We start from the raw sequence: 20,888 nt of genomic DNA, 5'->3' as shown, positions 1-20,888 counted from the left end.
ATTCTATCAGGCTCGGGCCGTCAAGGCTAAAGAGAAGGGCGGATCAATTCGAGACTGTGGCGCTGACCGGCCAGATAATCATCGATGCAGCGGATGATCAACTCGCTGCGCCAGTCGTCGCGCACGGCCATCAGCTCGTCGCGCGTCAGCCAGCGCGCGCGCAGGATGCCCTCGTCGAGTACGTAGTCCGGGTGGTGTTTCAGGGCCTTGGCGATGAAACAAACCCGTTGATAGGTCACGCCGTTGCTCGGGGCTGTGTACAGGTAGATGCCGACGATGCCGGTGGCTTCCACGTCCCAGCCGGTTTCTTCGAGGGTTTCGCGCACGGCGGCTTCGGTGAGGGTTTCATCCGGATCGAGGTGGCCGGCGGGCTGGTTGAGCACGGCGCGGCCACCCTTGAGTTCTTCGACCATCAGGAAGCGGCCGTTGTCTTCGACGATGGTGGCGACGGTGATGTGGGGTTGCCAGGTCATGGGATGCCTCTCGATTCTGAATGCAGCGCAGTCTTGGAGCAGGATTACAGTCAGTGTGGGAGGGGGCTTGCCCCCTCCCACATTTTGATTGGGTTTCGCCAGAGGCGATGCATAAGCAATCTGCATGATGCGCCTGACATTTAATGATTTTACCGATTTGAGCCCGTGGCGCAGCTTATCTCTCCAGAGCCTTCGTCCGGAGAGTGTCATGAAGCCGATTGCCCACAAAAACTATGAAGTGCGCCTTACATCGCCATTGCCCATTGCCTTCATCCTATTGTGGAGTTCGGGATACATCGGTGGCGCTTTCGGCGTACGTTATGGCGAGCCGTTCACCATGACGTTCTACCGGTTTGCCCTGGCGGCGCTGGTGTTCCTGGGAGTAGCGCTGGCGATCGAGGCTGAATGGCCGAAGCGACTTGCACCCTATCTTCACGCGGCGGCAGTGGGGTTGCTGTTGCAGGCCTTGCAGTTTGGCGGCCTTTACACCGGCATCAGCCAAGGTGTGCCAGCCGGGCAGGCGGCATTGATTGTCGGACTGATGCCGGTATTCGTAGTGATTGGCGCCCATTTCGTTCTGGGTGAGCAACTGAGCTGGCGCGACCTGCCAGGCTCCATCCTGGGCGTGGGTGGCGTGGCGATTGTTGTCGGCAGCAGTTTTTTTGGCCCTGAGGCGTCCATCGGCGGTTATGGCGCGGTGGGGCTGGCGCTGCTGGGCATCACCCTTGGCACGCTTTATCAGAAGCGCTTCCTTGGTGGCGTCAACCTGTGGGTGGGCTGCTTTGTTCAGATGCTCACCGCATCGCTGGTCATGTTGTTTCTGGCCTATACCTCCGAGACCATGCAGGTGACGCAGTGGTTGCCCTTCGCGGCCTCGGTAGCGTGGATCACGGTGATGAATTCAGTCGGCGCGCTGACCTTGCTATATCTGATGATTCGGCGAGGGGAGGCGAGCAAGGCGACCAACTTGTTTCATGTTATTCCCGCCGTCACCCAGATCATGGCATCGCTGGTATTAAGCGAAATGCCGAGTGCGTTGGCGATTGTGGGGTTTGTTGTTTCGGGGGTTGGGGTTTATTTGATGAATCATTCGAAGCTCAAGTAGATTGCAGTTCTGAGGGCGTCGTCACTTGCACGTGGGTGGGCCATGAGGATCAACCTGGATATCCAGTCGCTGCGCAGCTTTATCAAGGTTGCCGAATTGCGCAGCTTTACGCGGGCGGCCGAGGCCTTGAGCCTGACCCAGCCAGCGATCAGCCAGCAAATCAAGCGCCTTGAAGAGTTGCTGAGTGTTGACCTGTTCGTACGTGACAATCGGCAGGTTTTGCTGACACTTGAGGGTGAGCAATTGAGCGGCTATGCCCAGCAGATTCTGGCGGTCAACGACAGGGTGGGCGGGCTGTTCGACAAGAGTCGCGTACAAGAATCCGTGACCCTGGGAGTGCCTGAGTATTTTTGTGAGGGCGTGCTCAAGCGCATCATCGTGGCGGCAGCGGAGCATTTGCCGTCGGTACGGATTGGGGTAAAAGTGGCGCGTTCCAACGCGCTGTTGGAGGCGTTCAATGAGGGTCGAGTCGACGTCGGATTGGTGATTGACGTGTTATCGAGTGCTCAGGAGCCTCCTCTGCAATCACTGCCGCTGATGTGGTTCGTCGGCGAAGGCGTTGACTGGCTTGATGACCGGCGCGAGGTTGCGCTGGCCCTGTTCAAGGCGCCTTGCGGCTTTCGCAGCCTGGCGATTCGACAGGTCGAAGAGGGCGGGATTGCCTGGCGATGCGTGTATGAATCCGAGGATTTGAGGTCGCTGCGTTCGGCGGTTCAGGCGGGTGCGGGGGTAACGCTGTTGCCGCGTCTGGCTCAAGTGGAGGGATTGAGGGGGTATGAAACGCTTGCGGGTTTGCCGCAGTTGCTGGATTTCGGTGCCTGGCTAAGGCAGCGGGTTGGCTGGGAGCCCTGGTACAAAGCGCAATTGCTGGCGATCATCGGGCGGGCGTGGCATGAGGAATACGGCGCTGCGTAAACGCTGAAAACACAGACCCCGGCACATGGCCGGGGTCTGTGATGCCACCTTACAACCTTACTTCAACTTGGCAATCGCCGCATTGAGGGTGTTGCTTGGGCGCATGGCTTTGCTGGTCAGCTCCGGGCTCGGCGCGTAGTAGCCGCCGATATCCACTGGCTGGCCCTGGACGGCGTTGAGTTCGGCAACGATGGTTGCTTCGTTCGCGGTCAGGGTCTTGGCCAGTTCGCCGAACTGCGCTTGCAGTGCAGTGTCTTCGGTCTGGGCGGCCAGGGCTTGTGCCCAGTACAGCGCCAGGTAGAAGTGGCTGCCGCGGTTGTCGATGTTGCCGACTTTGCGCGATGGCGACTTGTTGTTGTCGAGGAACTGGCCGGTGGCCTGGTCCAGGGTCTTGGACAGTACCAGGGCCTTCGGGTTGTTGTACGTCACACCCAGGTGCTCAAGGGAAGCGGCCAGGGCCAGGAACTCGCCCAGGGAATCCCAGCGCAGGAAGTTCTCTTCGACCAGTTGCTGCACGTGCTTCGGTGCCGAACCGCCGGCGCCGGTTTCGAACAGGCCACCGCCGTTCATCAGCGGCACGATCGACAGCATCTTGGCGCTGGTGCCCAGTTCCATGATCGGGAACAGGTCGGTCAGGTAGTCACGCAGCACGTTGCCGGTCACCGAGATGGTGTCCAGGCCCTTGCGGGTGCGCTCCAGGGTGAACTTCATCGCGTCGACGGGCGACATGATGCGGATGTCCAGGCCTTCGGTGTTGTGGTCTTTCAGGTAGGCCTGAACTTTCTCGACCACGACGCCGTCGTGCGCGCGCTGCGGGTCCAGCCAGAAAATGGCTGGGGTGTCGCTGGCGCGGGCACGGTTGACAGCCAGCTTGACCCAGTCCTGGATCGGCGCGTCTTTGGTCTGGCACATGCGGAAGATGTCGCCGGCTTCGACTTTCTGTTCCATCAGCAGGTTGCCCTTGCCGTCGGTGACGCGGACAACGCCGTCAGCCTTGATCTGGAAAGTCTTGTCGTGCGAACCGTACTCTTCGGCTTTCTTCGCCATCAGGCCAACGTTTGGCACGCTGCCCATGGTGGTTGGGTCGAAAGCGCCATTGGCCTTGCAGTCTTCGATGACCGCCTGGTAGATGGTGGCGTAGCAGCGATCCGGGATCACGGCCTTGGTGTCGTGCAACTGGCCGTCGGTGCCCCACATTTTACCGGAGTCACGGATCATGGCCGGCATCGAGGCGTCGACGATGACGTCGCTCGGCACGTGCAGGTTGGTGATGCCTTTGTCGGAGTTGACCATCGCCAGGGAAGGGCGGGCGGCGTAGACAGCTTGGATGTCCGCTTCGATCTGCGCTTGCTGGTCGGCCGGCAGGGCCTTGATGCGGGCGTACAGGTCGCCGATGCCGTTGTTCAGGTTGAAGCCGATCTGCTCCAGCACGGTGGCGTGCTTGGCCAGTGCGTCTTTATAGAACTCGGCAACGATCTGGCCGAACATGATCGGGTCGGAGACCTTCATCATGGTGGCTTTCAGGTGCACCGACAGCAGTACGCCTTGCTTCTTGGCGTCTTCGATTTCGGCGGCGATGAAGCTGCGCAGGGCCTTCTTGCTCAGTACGGCGGTGTCGATGATCTCGCCAGCCTGTACGGAGGTTTTTTCCTTCAGGACGGTGGCGGTGCCGTCCTGGGCAATCAGCTCGATTTTGACAGCATCAGCGGCTTCGATCTGTACGGCTTTTTCGCTGCCGTAGAAGTCGCCGTTGCTCATGTGGGCGATGTGCGACTTGGAGTCGGCAGCCCATGCGCCCATTTTGTGCGGGTGCTTGCGCGCGTAGTTCTTGACCGACAGCGGTGCGCGGCGGTCGGAGTTGCCTTCGCGCAGTACCGGGTTCACGGCGCTGCCCTTGACCTTGTCGTAACGTGCACGGGTTTCTTTTTCCGCGTCGGTGGTTACGGTTTCCGGGTAGTCCGGCAGGGCGTAGCCCTGGGCCTGCAGTTCCTTGATCGCGGCTTGCAGCTGCGGGGTCGAGGCACTGATGTTAGGCAGTTTGATGATGTTGGCTTCAGGGGTAACGGCCAGTTCGCCCAGTTCGGCGAGGTGGTCCGGGATAGCCTTGGTGCCCAGTTGCTCGGGGAAGCTTGCGAGGATGCGCCCGGCGAGGGAAATGTCGCGGGTTTCCACGGCAATATCAGCGGAAGCGGTGAAGGCCTCTACGATAGGCAGCAGTGAATAGGTGGCGAGGGCAGGGGCTTCGTCGGTGAAGGTGTAGATGATCTTCGAGCGGGTGGGCATATTCGGATTAACTCTCTTCTTTGCTGAAAGCGTGCGCAGAAACTCGAGATGCGCCGGGTGGAGCGCGTTCGTTCAAAGTCATCCATGAGCGAAATGTCGAGGTTTCTTCGCGGTGATGTTGGGTTGCATCAGTCGAGCGTCAAGCGGGTGGACTATTGTAATAGTCCGGCTTCGTGGCTGAAGGCACCTGTTCCAGAGTGGTCAGCCGTCGTGACTCTTGGGTCAGCGGCGGCATTATACATAGGTCGCTATGCTTACGCCGAGCCTTCATACAAAAGGTGTGTCGTCCATTGGTCTAAAGGTCGCAGGTACCGGGTTACGTCCAACGTCGCATGGCGTGCTCAAGATTGGCGATTTTGCCTTTGCTTTCAGGCTTGTAGGAGACAAATTATGCTGTTTTCGATGCAAATGAGCATGGCGCGAGGTTTCAGTCGCCATTTATCTGGAGTAGGCTCGAACGCAGCCAGATGTTCAATCCATAGATGGAGTTCAGCATGGGATACAAGAAGATTCAGGTTCCAGCCGTCGGTGACAAAATCACCGTCAATGCAGACCATTCTCTCAATGTTCCTGACCAACCGATCATTCCCTATATCGAAGGTGACGGTATTGGCGTCGACATCAGCCCGGTGATGATCAAGGTGGTCGACGCCGCTGTTGAAAAGGCCTACGGCGGCAAGCGCAAGATCTCGTGGATGGAGGTTTACGCTGGCGAAAAGGCGACTCAAGTCTACGACCAGGACACCTGGCTGCCCCAGGAAACCCTGGATGCGGTCAAGGATTACGTCGTGTCCATCAAGGGCCCGCTGACCACGCCGGTGGGTGGTGGTATTCGTTCGCTGAACGTGGCCTTGCGCCAGCAGCTCGACCTTTACGTGTGCCTGCGCCCGGTGCGCTGGTTCGAAGGCGTGCCGAGCCCGGTCAAGAAGCCCGGGGATGTGGACATGACCATCTTCCGTGAAAACTCCGAGGACATTTACGCCGGCATCGAGTGGAAGGCGGGCTCCCCGGAAGCGATCAAAGTGATCAAGTTCCTCAAGGAGGAAATGGGTGTTACCAAGATCCGTTTCGATCAGGATTGCGGGATTGGCGTGAAGCCGGTCTCCAAAGAAGGCACCCAGCGTCTGGCGCGCAAGGCCCTGCAATATGTAGTGGACAATGATCGCGACTCGCTGACCATCGTGCACAAAGGCAACATCATGAAGTTCACCGAAGGGGCCTTCAAGGAGTGGGCCTACGAAGTGGCGGCTGAGGAGTTTGGTGCCACGCTGCTCGATGGCGGGCCGTGGATGCAGTTCAAGAACCCGAAAACCGGCAAGAATGTAGTGGTCAAGGACGCCATTGCGGACGCCATGCTCCAGCAGATCCTGTTGCGTCCGGCCGAGTACGACGTGATTGCGACCCTTAACCTCAACGGTGACTACCTCTCCGATGCGCTGGCGGCGGAAGTGGGCGGCATCGGCATTGCGCCGGGGGCCAACCTGTCCGATACCGTGGCGATGTTCGAAGCCACCCACGGTACCGCGCCCAAATACGCCGGCAAGGATCAGGTCAATCCGGGCTCGTTGATTCTGTCGGCAGAGATGATGTTGCGCCACATGGGCTGGACCGAAGCGGCCGACCTGATCATCAAGGGCACCAACGGTGCCATCTCGGCGAAGACCGTAACCTATGACTTCGAGCGCCTGATGGACGGCGCGAAGCTGGTGTCGTCATCGGGCTTTGGTGATGCGTTGATTGCGCATATGTAACAGCGGGCGATAAAAAACCGGCCATCTCCAGCGTGATGAGATGGCCGGTTTGGTTGCAGCATTTACACGCGTTCGGCGGCGGATTCAGGCCGTTTGCTTATTTTCATCGAGAACGGTGGAGGCTGCGATCTTTGCTGCTGCGTTCGTCGTGACTGCAGAGATGTTCACGGCGTGCAACCCTTTGGGTCCCTGGATGATTTCAAATTCCACATCCTGGCCCGCTTTCAGCGTCTTGTACCCATCCATGGTAATCGCTGAAAAATGCGCGAAAAGATCTTCCGCTTTATTGGTTTCGTTGATGAATCCATACCCTTTGGCATTGTTGAACCATTTGACCTTGCCACTGATCTTGACGCCAGACATAACCATATCCCTCTGCACCAGACTCCATCACTGGAGTATCATCCAGTTTATCCGTCCTAACCCGAATAAATTAAGGTTGACTGCGCGGACCTTTTTTACCCACTGTGGGTTCTATTGGTTGTAACACTGATTTGCCGATAGTCAAGGCGACCCATTGGTCAAAAGTTGAAATTCTGACAGGTCGCCCCCATCACGTATCTGAACCACTGACGAACCTTTCTTTCCATGCATGCAAACAGCCAGATTCGACTAACATTCAATCAGGATCGACCGGATCACGAACACGATGACGACGGTTCTGCAGGCATTGCTGTTCAGGAGGCCAAGCCTGCCTTACAGGCACCGCCGATGTACAAGGTGGTTTTGTTCAATGATGACTACACACCGATGGATTTCGTGGTCGAAGTGCTCGAGGTGTTTTTTAACCTGAACCGCGAGTTGGCGACCAAGGTAATGCTGGCCGTTCATACAGAAGGACGGGCAGTATGTGGAGTGTTTACCCGCGACATCGCCGAGACAAAGGCCATGCAGGTCAACCAGTACGCCAGGGAAAGCCAGCATCCGCTACTCTGTGAAATCGAGAAGGACGGTTAACGCCGACCACTTGGGTATGAGGTGAAGCTATGTTAAACCGCGAGCTCGAAGTCACCCTCAATCTTGCCTTCAAGGAGGCTCGTTCGAAACGTCATGAATTCATGACCGTCGAACACCTGCTGCTGGCACTTTTGGATAATGAAGCTGCCGCTACCGTTCTGCGTGCGTGCGGCGCCAACCTCGACAAACTCAAGCATGATCTGCAGGAGTTTATCGACTCCACCACGCCACTTATTCCAGTCCACGATGAAGACCGTGAAACCCAGCCAACCCTGGGCTTCCAGCGGGTGCTTCAGCGTGCCGTGTTCCACGTTCAGAGCTCCGGTAAGCGTGAAGTCACAGGCGCCAATGTGCTTGTGGCGATCTTCAGCGAACAGGAAAGCCAGGCAGTGTTCCTGCTCAAGCAGCAGAGCGTTGCCCGTATCGATGTCGTCAACTATATCGCCCACGGTATCTCCAAGGTGCCTGGGCACGGCGATCATTCCGAGGGTGAGCAGGATATGCAGGATGACGAGGGCGGTGAGTCTTCTTCTTCGGGCAATCCACTGGATGCCTATGCCAGCAACCTCAATGAACTGGCGCGCCAGGGGCGGATCGATCCGCTGGTGGGGCGTGAGCTTGAGGTGGAGCGCGTAGCGCAGATCCTCGCGCGTCGTCGCAAGAACAACCCGTTGCTGGTGGGTGAGGCTGGCGTGGGTAAAACCGCGATTGCCGAAGGCCTGGCCAAGCGCATCGTCGATAACCAGGTGCCGGACTTGCTGGCCAACAGCGTCGTCTACTCCCTTGACCTGGGCGCGTTGCTCGCCGGGACCAAGTACCGTGGCGATTTCGAGAAGCGCTTCAAGGCGTTGCTCGGCGAGCTGAAAAAACGTCCGCAGGCGATCCTGTTCATTGACGAGATTCATACCATCATTGGTGCCGGTGCAGCTTCCGGTGGGGTGATGGACGCGTCCAACCTGCTCAAGCCGCTGCTGTCGTCGGGTGATATCCGCTGCATCGGCTCGACCACGTTCCAGGAATTCCGTGGCATCTTCGAGAAGGACCGTGCCTTGGCGCGTCGCTTCCAGAAGGTTGACGTGTCCGAGCCTTCCGTCGAAGACACCATCGGCATCCTGCGCGGCCTCAAGGGGCGCTTCGAAGCGCACCATGGCATCGAGTACACCGATGAAGCCCTGCGTTCGGCGGCTGAGCTGGCGTCGCGCTACATCAACGACCGCCATATGCCGGACAAAGCCATCGACGTGATCGACGAAGCCGGCGCCTACCAGCGCTTGCAGCCGGTGGAGAAGCGTGTGAAACGTATCGATGTGCCTCAGGTCGAGGACATCGTGGCGAAGATTGCGCGAATTCCGCCGAAACACGTCAACAGTTCCGACAAAGAGCTGCTGCGTAACCTGGAGCGTGACCTCAAGCTCACCGTGTTCGGTCAGGACGCCGCTATCGATGCGCTGTCCACGGCGATCAAGTTGTCCCGTGCGGGCCTCAAGTCGCCGGACAAGCCTGTCGGCTCGTTCCTGTTCGCAGGCCCGACCGGCGTCGGCAAGACCGAAGCGGCGCGGCAGTTGGCCAAAGCCATGGGTATCGAGCTGGTGCGGTTCGACATGTCCGAGTACATGGAGCGCCACACTGTGTCGCGCCTGATCGGTGCGCCTCCGGGCTACGTCGGCTTTGACCAGGGCGGCCTGTTGACCGAGGCGATCACCAAGCAACCGCATTGCGTATTGCTGCTCGACGAAATCGAGAAGGCACACCCTGAAGTCTTCAACCTGCTGTTGCAGGTGATGGACCACGGCACCCTGACCGACAACAACGGGCGCAAGGCAGATTTCCGCAACGTGATCGTGATCATGACCACCAACGCCGGTGCTGAAACGGCCGCACGCGCTTCGATCGGCTTCAGCCATCAGGATCACTCTTCCGATGCCATGGAAGTGATCAAGAAGAGCTTCACGCCGGAGTTCCGCAACCGCCTGGACACCATTATCCAATTTGGTCGCCTCAGTCACGAGGTCATCAAGAGCGTGGTGGACAAGTTCCTTACCGAGCTTCAGGCGCAGCTGGAAGACAAGCGTGTGCAGCTGGATGTTACAGAGGCGGCGCGCAGCTGGATCGCCGAAGGTGGCTACGACGCGGCAATGGGCGCTCGCCCGATGGCGCGCCTGATCCAGGACAAGATCAAGCGGCCATTGGCCGAAGAGATCCTGTTCGGCGAACTGTCCGACCATGGTGGCGTAGTGCATATCGATCTGAAGGACGGCGAGCTGACCTTCGAGTTCGAGACCACGGCTGAAATGGCCTGACCGCTCTAAGCCTGTAGGAGCGAGCTTGCTCGCGAAGATCGTCAATGATAACGCATGCTGTCTGATTCCCTGCGTTGTCCTTGGGTTCTTCGCGAGCAAGCTCGCTCCTACAGTCGTTTTGCGGCCTCTATAAATCCTGCGCACACAAAAACGCCCGGTATAACCGGGCGTTTTGTATTGACTTGCTTAGCGAGCGCGGTAAGTGATGCGCCCTTTGCTCAAGTCATAGGGCGTCAGCTCGACGCGCACTTTGTCACCGGTAAGAATACGAATGTAGTTCTTGCGCATCTTGCCGGAGATATGCGCGGTTACGACGTGCCCATTTTCCAACTCCACACGAAACATGGTGTTGGGCAGGGTGTCGACGACAGTGCCTTCCATTTCGAAGCTGTCTTCTTTCGACATGCAGTAAAGCCCTCGGTATCCAGTGAATGGCCCGGTGCAACTGCGCCAGGCAAAAGCGGCGTGCATTGTGCCCGAAAAAGGGTGTTTAAGCCAAGGGGTTCTAGTTAAGCGTTACCCATCTTTGATTAATCAGCAGCTCAATGGGCCGATATTGGGTCTTGTAATTCATTTTTTTGCAGTTTTTGATCCAGTAGCCCAAGTACACCGCCTCCAGTTCCTGGCGCAGTGCTTCGCTGATCTGCCAGAGGATGGCAAAGCGTCCCAGGCTGCGGCGCTCCTCGCCAGGTTCATAGAAGGTGTAGACCGCCGACAGGCCGTTAGGCAGTAAATCGGTCACCGCCACCGCGACCAACCGGTCATCGGCTCGGAACTCGTAGAAGCGCGAGAAGGGCAGGTCACGCACCAGAAACGTAGAGAATTGATCGCGACTGGGTGGGAACATGTCGCCGTCGGCATGCCGCTGTTCGATATAGCGCTGGTAAAGATCAAAATACTCTTCGGTAAATCTTGGCTTGGCGGCCGTTACGGTCAGGTCGGCGTTGCGCTTGAGAATGCGCTTTTGATTGCGGTCCGGCAGGAATTGCGCCACGGGAATGCGTGCCGGCACGCAGGCATTGCAGTTTTGGCAGTGCGGTCGATACAGGTGGTCGCCGCTGCGCCGAAAGCCCATCTCCGACAGGTCGGCATACACATGCACGTCCATCGGCTGGCTGGGGTCGAGGAACAGCGTGGTGGCCTGCTCGTCGGGCAGATAGCTGCAAGAGTGGGCTTGAGTGGCATAAAACTTCAAGCGCGCCAACTCGGTCATGATCAACCCTCGGATAAGCTTTGAAATAAGTGTAAGCCAGGTGCGACAAAGTCGCCTAGGAAACCCACGGTCCTGTGTTGGCTTGGTCCAGGTGGTCGCGCAGGTAGCCGGCGAAATCGCTGCGGGAGATGGCGCGGGCACCCAGGCTGTGCAGGTGGTCATTGGGCATCTGGCAGTCGATCAGGACAAAGCCCCATGCCTGCAGTTGCCGGGTGAGCGTGGCGAAGCCGAACTTGGAGGCGTTGTCGGCGCGACTGAACATGGATTCGCCAAAAAACAACTGGCCCATCGCCAGGCCGTAGAGGCCGCCTACCAACTTGCCGTCGTCCCAGACCTCTACCGAATGGGCGTGACCGCGCTGGTGCAGTGCCAGGTAGGCGCTCTGGATGCCTTCGGTGATCCAGGTGCCATCGGCATAGGCGCGTGGTGCGGCGCAGGCCTGGATGACGGCGGCGAAGTCCTGGTCGAATGTCACGCTGTAGCGCTGTTGACGCAAAAGCTTGCCCAACGAGCGAGAAACATGCAGCTCATCGGGAAAGATCACTGTGCGAGGGTCCGGTGACCACCAGAGGATGGGCTGGCCTTCCGAAAACCATGGGAAGCAGCCATGACGGTAGGCCTGCACCAGTCGCTCGGCCGACAGGTCGCCGCCAGCGGCGAGCAGGCCATTGGGTTCGCGCATGGCCTTGGCCAGCGGCGGGAAAGTCAGTGAGTCGCGTTGTAACCAGGTCAGCATGGCATCCAGGCTTGTAGGAGGGGAGGGGAGTGGCAGGTATGACACCGGCCTCGGCAGCAGTGATTATTGTCGACCTGGCGCCATCGGGCCAGCCTGAATCCGGCATTAGGGTGAGCGGGTGTTTCTGCAACTCTCTGTCCAAGGCGTGGTCGTAATCGGGTCTGCACCATGCAGGCCATTTGCCAAGCTACACCTTCTTGGCAAAAACAGCTCATAAGCCTTTGTCAGCTAAGACAATGCATGCTCAAATTGAACATGTTGTGACACTTGATTGGCTATGCTGCCGGGTGAGGGGCAAGGGCGTGGCATCGCCGACACAAACCCGTACAATGCGGGCACTGTGGCGCTTTTGTCATTTCATCCAGCAATCGCCCGGTGTTAAAAGTAGATTCAATCACGCTCGTTCATTTTTCAGCTGCCCGGATTGGGCGGTATTTGTCGTCATTCAACAGATGGACGCGCTAAAGGCGCAGGAAAAGACCCGTTTTGAAGAAATCCGCCGCAACACCCAAAGCAGCAGTCGTGCCGGCCTGGCGCCAGCACCTGCACTACCGCCTCAAGGAAGGTGCGCTGATCGCGATTGGCGCCCTGTGCCTGTTCCTGATGATGGCCTTGCTCACCTATGGCAAGGACGATCCGGGCTGGAGCCACAACAGCAAGATCGACGACGTGCAGAACTTTGGCGGGCCTGCCGGTTCCTACAGCGCCGACATCCTGTTCATGGTGCTGGGGTATTTCGCGTACATCTTCCCGCTGCTGCTGGCGATCAAGACCTGGCAGATCTTCCGCCAGCGCCATGAGCCGTGGCAGTGGAGCGGCTGGCTGTTTTCCTGGCGCCTGATCGGCCTGGTGTTCCTGGTGTTGTCCGGCGCGGCGCTGGCCCATATCCATTTCCATGCGCCGACCGGCCTGCCAGCAGGCGCCGGCGGTGCGCTGGGTGAAAGCCTTGGCGACCTGGCGCGCAAAACCCTGAATATCCAGGGCAGCACCCTGATGTTCATCGCACTGTTCCTGTTCGGCCTTACCGTATTCACCGACCTGTCGTGGTTCAAGGTGATGGACGTGACCGGCAAGATCACCCTCGACCTGCTGGAACTGTTCCAGGGCGCCGCCAACCGTTGGTGGGCCGCCCGTGTCGACCGCAAGCGCATGGTCGCCCAGTTGCGCGAGGTCGATACCCGTGTCAACGAAGTCGTGGCCCCGAGCACCCCGGACCGGCGTGAACAGGCCAAGGTCAAGGAGCGCCTGATCGAGCGCGAGCAGGCCCTGAGCAAGCACATGTCGGACCGCGAGAAGCAGGTGCCGCCAGTGATTGCCCCGGCACCGCCCAAGGCTCCCGAACCGAGCCACCGCGTGCAGAAAGAGAAACAGGCGCCGCTGTTCATCGACAGCGCCGTCGAAGGCACCTTGCCGCCGATCTCGATCCTCGACCCGGCCGAAAAGAAACAACTCAACTATTCGCCGGAATCCCTGGCGGCCGTTGGCCACCTGCTGGAAATCAAACTCAAGGAATTTGGCGTCGAAGTGTCGGTGGACTCGATCCACCCCGGCCCGGTGATTACCCGTTACGAAATCCAGCCGGCCGCGGGCGTCAAGGTCAGCCGTATCGCCAACCTGGCCAAGGACTTGGCCCGCTCCCTGGCCGTGACCAGCGTGCGTGTGGTGGAAGTGATTCCGGGCAAGACCACCGTGGGTATCGAGATTCCCAACGAAGACCGTCAGATCGTGCGCTTCTCCGAAGTGCTGTCCACGCCCGAATACGACAACTTCAAGTCGCCGGTCACCCTGGCCCTGGGCCACGACATCGGCGGCAAGCCGGTCATCACCGACCTGGCAAAAATGCCGCACTTGCTGGTGGCCGGTACCACGGGTTCCGGTAAGTCGGTGGGTGTGAACGCGATGATCCTGTCGATCCTGTTCAAGTCCGGCCCGGAAGACGCCAAGCTGATCATGATCGACCCGAAGATGCTCGAATTGTCGATCTACGAAGGCATCCCGCACCTGCTGTGCCCGGTGGTCACCGACATGAAGGACGCCGCCAATGCGCTGCGCTGGAGCGTGGCCGAGATGGAGCGCCGCTACAAGCTGATGGCGAAGATGGGCGTGCGCAACCTGTCGGGCTTCAATGCCAAGATCAAGGAAGCCCAGGAGCGCGGCGAGACCATTGACGACCCGTTGTACAAGCGCGAAAGCATTCACGACGAAGCGCCGAAGCTGACCAAGCTGCCGACCATCGTGGTGGTGGTCGACGAATTTGCCGACATGATGATGATCGTCGGCAAGAAGGTCGAAGAGCTGATCGCGCGTATCGCCCAGAAGGCCCGTGCGGCCGGTATCCACCTGATCCTCGCGACCCAGCGTCCGTCGGTGGACGTGATCACCGGCCTGATCAAGGCCAACATCCCGACCCGGATGGCGTTCCAGGTGTCGAGCAAGATCGACTCGCGGACCATCATCGACCAGGGCGGCGCCGAACAGCTGCTGGGCCACGGTGACATGCTCTACATGCCGCCGGGCACCAGCCTGCCGATTCGTGTGCATGGCGCGTTCGTCTCCGACGATGAAGTGCACCGTGTCGTGGAAGCCTGGAAACTGCGCGGCGCGCCGGAGTACAACGACGACATCCTCAATGGCGTCGAAGAGGCCGGCAGCGGCTTTGAAAATGGCGGCGGTGGCGGTGAAGACGATGCCGAGACCGACGCGCTGTACGACGAAGCCGTGGCCTTCGTGCTCGAAAGCCGTCGCGCCTCGATTTCGGCGGTGCAACGTAAACTCAAAATCGGCTACAACCGCGCCGCCCGGATGATCGAAGCCATGGAAATGGCCGGCGTGGTGACGGCAATGAACACCAACGGTTCGCGCGAAGTGATCGCCCCCGGGCAGATGCGCGACTGATCCCGCGCCGCGTGGCAGCACGCGGCGCGCCCTGACTACTCAATGAGGACTCCCATGCGTCTTATCCGCATGCTGTTGTTGCCGGCACTGGCCCTGACCGCTGTTTCGGCTCACGCTGACCCGGCCTCCGTCGCCAGCCTGAAGAACCTGTTGGACAAATCCCAGACCCTGACCGCGCGCTTCTCCCAGCTGACCCTGGATGCGGGCGGTACCCAGTTGCAGGAAACCTCCGGCGAAATGGCCGTGCAGCGTCCTGGGCTGTTCTACTGGCACACCGAAGGCAAAGCTGAGCAGACCATCGTATCTGACGGCCAGAAGGTCACCTTGTGGGACCCGGACCTGGAACAGGCCACCATCAAGAAGCTCGACCCGCGCCTGAACCAGACGCCGGCGCTGCTGCTCTCGGGTGACGTGTCGAAGATCAACGACAGCTTCGACATCACCTCCAAGCAGACCAGCAACGTAATCGAGTTCACCCTCAAGCCCAAATCCAAGGACACGCTGTTTGACACCTTGTCCCTGTCCTTTGGCAATGGCGTGATCAACAACATGCGCCTGGTCGACAGCGTCGGCCAACGCACCGATATCCTGTTCTCCGGGGTCAAGGCCAACCAGCCGGTGCCTGCCTCCACGTTCAAGTTCGACATCCCCAAGGGTGCCGACGTGATCCAGGAATAAACTGCCGAGAGGTTTCAAACGCTGCCCATGGATCTGTTTCGAAGTGACCCGATTGCCCAGCCCCTGGCCGCGCGCCTGCGCTCGACCAACCTGGATGAGTATGTCGGTCAGGAGCATTTGCTCGCACGTGGCAAGCCTTTGCGCGAAGCCCTGGAGCAGGGTGCGCTGCACTCGATGATTTTCTGGGGGCCGCCGGGGGTGGGCAAGACCACCCTGGCGCGGCTGCTGGCCAAAGTCTCGGATGCGCACTTCGAAACGGTCTCGGCAGTGCTCGCCGGGGTCAAGGAGATCCGCCAGGCAGTGGATGTTGCCAAGCAGCAGGCCGGGCAATACGGCAAGCGCACCATCCTGTTCGTCGACGAAGTGCACCGTTTCAACAAGTCACAGCAGGATGCATTCCTGCCCTATGTGGAAGACGGCACGCTGATCTTTATCGGCGCCACCACCGAAAACCCTTCGTTTGAGCTTAACAACGCGTTGCTGTCGCGGGCGCGGGTCTATGTGCTCAAGAGCCTGGACGAAGCGGCGATGCAAAAGCTGCTGCACCGCGCGCTGAGCGAAGACAAGGGCCTGGGCAAGCGCCAGCTCAGCGTCAGTGAAGAAGGCTTCAAGATCCTGCTGACCGCCGCCGATGGCGACGGCCGGCGTTTCCTCAACCTGCTGGAAAACGCCTCGGACCTGGCCGAAGACGGCAGCGAGATTGGCGTCGACCTGCTGCAAAGCCTGCTGGGTGACACGCGCCGGCGTTTCGACAAGGGCGGCGAGGCCTTCTACGACCAGATTTCGGCCTTGCACAAATCCGTGCGCGGCTCCAACCCGGACGGCGCGCTGTACTGGTTTGCGCGCATGATCGATGGCGGCTGCGACCCGCTTTACCTCGCCCGCCGTGTCGTGCGCATGGCCAGTGAAGACATCGGCAACGCCGATCCGCGAGCATTGAGCCTGTGCCTCGCCGCCTGGGACGTGCAGGAGCGCCTCGGCAGCCCGGAAGGCGAGCTGGCGGTGGCCCAGGCCATTACCTACCTGGCCTGTGCACCTAAAAGCAATGCGGTGTACATGGGGTTCAAGTCCGCCCTGCGCGCAGCCGCCGAATACGGTTCGCTCGAAGTGCCGCTGCACCTGCGCAACGCCCCGACCAAGCTGATGAAACAACTGGGCTATGGCGACGAATACCGCTACGCCCATGATGAACCGGACGCCTATGCCGCCGGCGAGGACTATTTCCCCGACGCGCTTGCACCGCTACCGCTTTATCAACCGGTGCCCCGTGGCCTGGAGCTGAAGATCGGCGAAAAGCTCAATCACCTTGCCCAACTGGATCGGCTCAGCCCCCGACAGCGGAGAAAGTAGTGCTCAAGACGATTCTTGCCGTGTCCGCAGCCGGCATCGCTGGTACATTACTGCGTTTCGCCACCGGCACTTGGGTCAGCGCCCACTGGCCGAAGCATTTCTATACAGCGACCCTGGCCGTCAACCTGGTGGGGTGCTTGATCATCGGGCTGTTGTACGGCTGGTTCCTGTTGCGCCCGGAAGTACCGATTGAAATTCGTGCCGGCTTGATTGTCGGCTTTGTAGGCGGTCTGACGACCTTTTCATCCTTTTCACTGGATACGCTGCGCCTGCTGGAAAGCGGGCAGGCCCTGATAGCCTTCGGGTATCTGGGGCTCAGCGTGTTCGGCGGGCTGCTCGCCACCTGGGCTGGCCTGTCCTTGACCAAACTTTGATAAACGAGAGACCGACATGCTCGATTCCAAACTGTTACGTAGCAACCTTCAGGACGTAGCGGACCGCCTGGCATCCCGTGGCTTTGCCCTGGATGTTGCGCGCATCGAAGCGCTGGAAGAACAGCGCAAGACCGTCCAGACCCGCACCGAAGCACTGCAGGCTGAGCGGAATGCGCGTTCCAAATCCATCGGTCAGGCCAAGCAGCGCGGCGAAGACATCGCGCCACTGATGGCGGACGTCGAGCGCATGGGCACCGAGCTGTCCGACGGCAAGGTCGAGCTGGAAGGCATCCAGTCCGAGCTGGATTCGATCCTGTTGGGTATCCCGAACGTGCCGCACGAATCCGTGCCGGTCGGTGCAGACGAAGACGGCAACGTCGAAGTGCGCCGCTGGGGCACGCCAAAAGCCTTTGATTTCGAGGTCAAGGACCACGTTGCCCTCGGTGAACTGACTGGCGGCCTGGACTTTGAAACCGCCGCCAAGATGTCTGGTGCACGTTTCTCCCTGCTGCGTGGCCCGGTGGCCCGTCTGCACCGCGCCCTGGCGCAGTTCATGATCAACCTGCACACCGCCGAACACGGTTATGAAGAAGCCTACACGCCTTACCTGGTACAGGCACCCGCGCTGATGGGCACCAGCCAGCTGCCGAAATTCGAGGAAGACCTGTTCAAGATCAGCCGCGAAGGCGAGGCCGACCTATACCTGATCCCGACCGCCGAAGTGTCGCTGACCAACATTGTGTCCGGCGAGATCCTCGACGCGAAAGAGCTGCCGTTGAAGTTCGTGGCCCACAGCCCATGCTTCCGCAGCGAAGCCGGTGCCTCGGGGCGTGATACCCGTGGCATGATCCGCCAGCACCAGTTCGACAAGGTCGAGATGGTGCAGATCGTCGAGCCGTCGACTTCCATGGAAGCCCTGGAAGGCCTGACCGCCAACGCCGAGCGGGTCCTGCAATTGCTGGAGCTGCCGTACCGCGTACTGGCGCTGTGCACCGGCGACATGGGCTTCAGCGCCGTGAAGACCTACGACCTCGAAGTGTGGGTGCCGAGCCAGGACAAATACCGCGAAATCTCGTCGTGCTCCAACTGCGGTGATTTCCAGGCGCGCCGCATGCAGGCGCGTTTCCGCAACCCGGAAACCGGCAAGCCGGAGCTGGTGCACACCCTCAACGGTTCGGGCCTGGCGGTAGGCCGTACCCTGGTGGCCGTGCTGGAAAACTACCAGCAGGCAGACGGTTCGATCCGTGTGCCGGAAGTGCTCAAGCCGTACATGGCGGGCGTTGAGGTCATCGGCTAAATGGAATTTCTGCCGCTGTTTCATAACCTGCGCGGCAGTCGTGTGTTGGTCGTTGGTGGCGGGGAGATTGCCTTGCGCAAATCCCGGCTGCTGGCTGACGCCGGTGCATTGCTGCGGGTGGTTGCTCCCCAGATCGAAGACCAGCTCCGCGAGCTGGTGCTGGGCAGTGGCGGGGACCTGATGTTACGGGGTTATCAGGAGACCGACCTCGACGGTTGCACCCTGATCATCGCGGCCACCGACGATGAGCCACTGAACGCGCAAGTGTCCAGCGATGCCAAGCGTCGCTGTGTGCCGGTCAACGTGGTGGATGCGCCGGCCCTGTGCAGCGTGATCTTCCCGGCCATTGTCGACCGTTCGCCCCTGGTGATTGCGGTGTCCAGTGGCGGCGACGCGCCGGTGCTGGCACGCTTGATCCGCGCCAAGCTGGAAACCTGGATTCCGTCCACCTACGGTCAATTGGCCGGTCTGGCGGCGCGTTTTCGTGCCCAGGTCAAAGGTTTGTACCCGGACGTGCAGCAACGTCGCGCGTTCTGGGAAGAAGTGTTCCAGGGCCCGATTGCCGACCGCCAGTTGGCCGGGCAGGGCGATGAGGCCGAGCGCCTGCTGGTCGAAAAGGTCAACGGCGCGCCGCCCTATGCGCCGGGTGAGGTTTACCTGGTAGGCGCGGGCCCCGGTGACCCGGACCTGCTGACGTTCCGTGCCTTGCGCCTGATGCAGCAAGCCGACGTGGTGCTCTACGACCGCCTGGTCGCCCCGGCGATCCTGGAGCTCTGCCGCCGCGATGCCGAGCGTGTTTACGTCGGCAAGCGTCGCGCCGACCACGCCGTGCCGCAAGACCAGATCAACCAGCAATTGGTGGACCTGGCCAAGCAAGGCAAGCGCGTGCTGCGACTGAAGGGGGGCGATCCGTTCATCTTTGGCCGTGGTGGCGAAGAGATCGAGGAGCTGGCTGCCCATGGCATCCCGTTCCAGGTCGTACCGGGCATCACGGCGGCCAGTGGTTGCGCGGCGTATGCCGGGATTCCGCTGACCCATCGTGACTACGCGCAGTCTGTGCGCTTTATTACCGGGCACTTGAAGGACGGGACGTCGGATTTGCCCTGGCAAGATCTGGTGGGGCCGTCGCAGACCCTGGTGTTCTATATGGGATTGATTGGCTTGCCGATCATCTGCGAACAGCTGATCAAGCACGGGCGCGCATCGGATACCCCTGCGGCGTTGATTCAGCAGGGCACTACGTCCAACCAGCGCGTGTTTACCGGCACGCTGGCGGACCTGCCGCGCATGGTGGCGGAGCATGAGGTGCATGCGCCCACATTGGTGATCGTGGGTGAAGTGGTGGTGTTGCGCGAGAAGCTCAAGTGGTTTGAAGGCGCTCAGTCACAAATCTGAGCCTTTCAAGAGCATCGGGGGTAAGTCCCCTCCCACATTGGAATGCATTTCACATGTGGGAGGGGCTTGCCCCCGATAGGGCCCTTAATCACAGCCCGCAATCTGGATCAGGTCCAAATACCTTTACCTGCCAACCGCTCCCGGTCATGCTTGCCATCAAACGCCTGCAACGGCCCCTTCGGCACAACCCCCGTCGGATTGATCGTGCGATGGCTGGCATAGTAGTGCCCTTTTATGTGTTCAAAATCCACCGTCTCGGCCACGCCCGGCCACTGATACATCTCCCTCAGCCAGTTCGACAGGTTCGGATAATCCGCAATCCTGCGCAGGTTGCATTTGAAATGCCCGTAATACACCGCATCAAAGCGGATCAGCGTGGTGAACAGGCGCACATCGGCTTCGGTCAGGAACTCGCCGGCCAGGTAGCGATGGTCGCTCAGGTGTTGCTCCAAATGATCCAGCTCGGCGAACACATCCTCAAACGCACGTTCATACGCCTGCTGTGAAGTGGCGAAGCCTGCGCGGTACACGCCGTTGTTCACCGCCGGGTAGATGCGTTCGTTCAAGCTGTCGATGGTCGAGCGCAGCGCCTCGGGGTAGAAGTCCAGGGTGTTGCCGGTCAACTCGTTGAACGCGCTGTTGAACATGCGGATGATTTCCGCCGATTCATTGCTCACGATGCGCTTGAGCTTTTTGTCCCACAGCACCGGCACGGTCACGCGGCCGGTGTAGTCGGCGGTATCAGCGGTGTAGCGCTGGTGCATGAAGGCAAAGTCATCGAGGGCGTCGCCGCTGGAGCCGTGGGCCTTGTCGAAGGTCCAGCCGTTTTCCAGCATCAGCCAACTGACCACGGACACATCGATCAGGCTTTCCAGGCCTTTGAGCTTGCGCAGGATCAGGGTGCGGTGGGCCCACGGGCAGGCGAGGGACACATACAGGTGATAGCGGCCAGCCTCGGCCTGGAAGCCGCCTTCGCCGGAAGCGCCTGGCGAACCGTCGGCAGTGACCCAATGGCGGCGTTGTGCCTGTTCCCGTTGGAAAGCGCCATCTGCGCTACTTTCGTACCACTGGTCTTTCCAGTGTCCTTCGATCAGCAAACCCATGACTGGCTCCTCGACTAATAAGCGTTGGAGACCAGTCTAAAGGGATAGGTTCGATTTAAAAGC

At 59.9% G+C, this 20,888-nt stretch carries 18 protein-coding genes; 11 read left to right on the top strand and 7 right to left on the bottom strand.

Annotated elements, in window-relative coordinates; all coding sequences use genetic code 11:
• Window positions 1-26 precede the first annotated feature (26 nt).
• Window positions 27-473: an NUDIX hydrolase gene (locus CQ041_RS10650; RefSeq protein ID WP_105522770.1), complete on the bottom strand. Its 447-nt coding sequence runs from the start codon at window positions 471-473 to the stop codon at window positions 27-29.
• Window positions 474-597: 124 nt separating this feature from the next.
• Here CQ041_RS10650 and CQ041_RS10645 point away from each other — a divergent pair, with 124 nt between their 5' ends.
• Together CQ041_RS10645 and CQ041_RS10640 are read left to right on the top strand one after the other, a co-directional pair.
• Window positions 598-1,578: a DMT family transporter gene (locus CQ041_RS10645; protein WP_105522771.1), complete on the top strand. Its 981-nt coding sequence runs from the start codon at window positions 598-600 to the stop codon at window positions 1,576-1,578.
• Between the two features lie 42 nt (window positions 1,579-1,620).
• Window positions 1,621-2,493 carry a LysR family transcriptional regulator gene (locus CQ041_RS10640; RefSeq protein ID WP_105522772.1) on the top strand — a complete coding sequence of 291 codons (873 nt, stop codon included), beginning with the start codon at window positions 1,621-1,623 and terminating at the stop codon, window positions 2,491-2,493.
• A gap of 57 nt (window positions 2,494-2,550) precedes the next feature.
• Here CQ041_RS10640 and CQ041_RS10635 read toward each other — a convergent pair whose 3' ends face one another.
• Window positions 2,551-4,776: an NADP-dependent isocitrate dehydrogenase gene (locus CQ041_RS10635; protein ID WP_105522773.1), complete on the bottom strand. Its 2,226-nt coding sequence runs from the start codon at window positions 4,774-4,776 to the stop codon at window positions 2,551-2,553.
• A 494-nt stretch (window positions 4,777-5,270) separates the two neighbouring features.
• On the opposite strand from CQ041_RS10635, the gene icd reads away from it, so the two are divergent.
• The gene (gene icd / locus CQ041_RS10630; RefSeq protein ID WP_105522929.1) at window positions 5,271-6,527 is read left to right on the top strand and encodes an NADP-dependent isocitrate dehydrogenase; all 1,257 of its coding nucleotides are present in this window, start codon (window positions 5,271-5,273) and stop codon (window positions 6,525-6,527) included.
• A gap of 84 nt (window positions 6,528-6,611) precedes the next feature.
• Here icd and cspD read toward each other — a convergent pair whose 3' ends face one another.
• Window positions 6,612-6,890, bottom strand: a complete 279-nt coding sequence (gene cspD / locus CQ041_RS10625) for a cold shock domain-containing protein CspD (RefSeq protein ID WP_105522774.1) — start codon at window positions 6,888-6,890, stop codon at window positions 6,612-6,614.
• A gap of 225 nt (window positions 6,891-7,115) precedes the next feature.
• Here cspD and clpS point away from each other — a divergent pair, with 225 nt between their 5' ends.
• Window positions 7,116-7,484: an ATP-dependent Clp protease adapter ClpS gene (gene clpS, locus CQ041_RS10620; RefSeq protein ID WP_101271708.1), complete on the top strand. Its 369-nt coding sequence runs from the start codon at window positions 7,116-7,118 to the stop codon at window positions 7,482-7,484.
• A 29-nt stretch (window positions 7,485-7,513) separates the two neighbouring features.
• Window positions 7,514-9,784 carry an ATP-dependent Clp protease ATP-binding subunit ClpA gene (gene clpA / locus CQ041_RS10615; protein WP_033896823.1) on the top strand — a complete coding sequence of 757 codons (2,271 nt, stop codon included), beginning with the start codon at window positions 7,514-7,516 and terminating at the stop codon, window positions 9,782-9,784.
• A gap of 186 nt (window positions 9,785-9,970) precedes the next feature.
• On the opposite strand, the gene infA is transcribed toward clpA, so the two are convergent.
• From infA to aat, 3 genes are all read right to left on the bottom strand, one after another.
• Entirely contained in the window at window positions 9,971-10,189 is a 219-nt protein-coding gene (infA, locus tag CQ041_RS10610; protein WP_002553999.1) for a translation initiation factor IF-1, read from the bottom strand.
• 100 nt (window positions 10,190-10,289) lie between these two features.
• The gene (locus CQ041_RS10605) at window positions 10,290-10,997 is read right to left on the bottom strand and encodes an arginyltransferase (protein ID WP_105522775.1); all 708 of its coding nucleotides are present in this window, start codon (window positions 10,995-10,997) and stop codon (window positions 10,290-10,292) included.
• 55 nt (window positions 10,998-11,052) lie between these two features.
• Window positions 11,053-11,733 (bottom strand): leucyl/phenylalanyl-tRNA--protein transferase, encoded by a 681-nt coding sequence (gene aat, locus CQ041_RS10600; protein ID WP_105522776.1) that lies wholly within the window; start codon window positions 11,731-11,733, stop codon window positions 11,053-11,055.
• A 486-nt stretch (window positions 11,734-12,219) separates the two neighbouring features.
• Between aat and CQ041_RS10595 the strand changes: the two genes are divergently transcribed.
• The 6 genes from CQ041_RS10595 to cysG are packed head-to-tail and all read left to right on the top strand — an operon-like array spanning window position 12,220 to window position 19,722.
• Complete coding sequence (locus CQ041_RS10595; RefSeq protein ID WP_105522777.1) at window positions 12,220-14,628, top strand: DNA translocase FtsK; 2,409 nt, start codon at window positions 12,220-12,222, stop codon at window positions 14,626-14,628.
• A gap of 54 nt (window positions 14,629-14,682) precedes the next feature.
• Entirely contained in the window at window positions 14,683-15,306 is a 624-nt protein-coding gene (gene lolA / locus CQ041_RS10590) for an outer membrane lipoprotein chaperone LolA (RefSeq protein ID WP_105522778.1), read from the top strand.
• A 27-nt stretch (window positions 15,307-15,333) separates the two neighbouring features.
• Window positions 15,334-16,656, top strand: a complete 1,323-nt coding sequence (locus CQ041_RS10585) for a replication-associated recombination protein A (RefSeq protein ID WP_105522779.1) — start codon at window positions 15,334-15,336, stop codon at window positions 16,654-16,656.
• Entirely contained in the window at window positions 16,656-17,030 is a 375-nt protein-coding gene (gene crcB / locus CQ041_RS10580; protein ID WP_105522780.1) for a fluoride efflux transporter CrcB, read from the top strand. Before CQ041_RS10585 ends, crcB begins: the two co-directional genes overlap by 1 nt.
• Before the next feature lie 16 nt (window positions 17,031-17,046).
• Window positions 17,047-18,327, top strand: a complete 1,281-nt coding sequence (serS, locus tag CQ041_RS10575; protein ID WP_105522781.1) for a serine--tRNA ligase — start codon at window positions 17,047-17,049, stop codon at window positions 18,325-18,327.
• Window positions 18,328-19,722, top strand: a complete 1,395-nt coding sequence (gene cysG / locus CQ041_RS10570) for a siroheme synthase CysG (protein WP_105522782.1) — start codon at window positions 18,328-18,330, stop codon at window positions 19,720-19,722. It abuts the gene before it with no gap.
• A 107-nt stretch (window positions 19,723-19,829) separates the two neighbouring features.
• Here cysG and CQ041_RS10565 read toward each other — a convergent pair whose 3' ends face one another.
• The gene (locus CQ041_RS10565; RefSeq protein ID WP_105522783.1) at window positions 19,830-20,825 is read right to left on the bottom strand and encodes a glutathione S-transferase family protein; all 996 of its coding nucleotides are present in this window, start codon (window positions 20,823-20,825) and stop codon (window positions 19,830-19,832) included.
• Between the last annotated feature and the right edge of the window lie 63 nt (window positions 20,826-20,888).

It is taken from the genome of Pseudomonas sp. MYb60 (assembly GCF_002979555.1).
Taxonomy (GTDB): domain Bacteria; phylum Pseudomonadota; class Gammaproteobacteria; order Pseudomonadales; family Pseudomonadaceae; genus Aquipseudomonas.
This window is presented reverse-complemented; position numbering and strand designations above follow the sequence as displayed.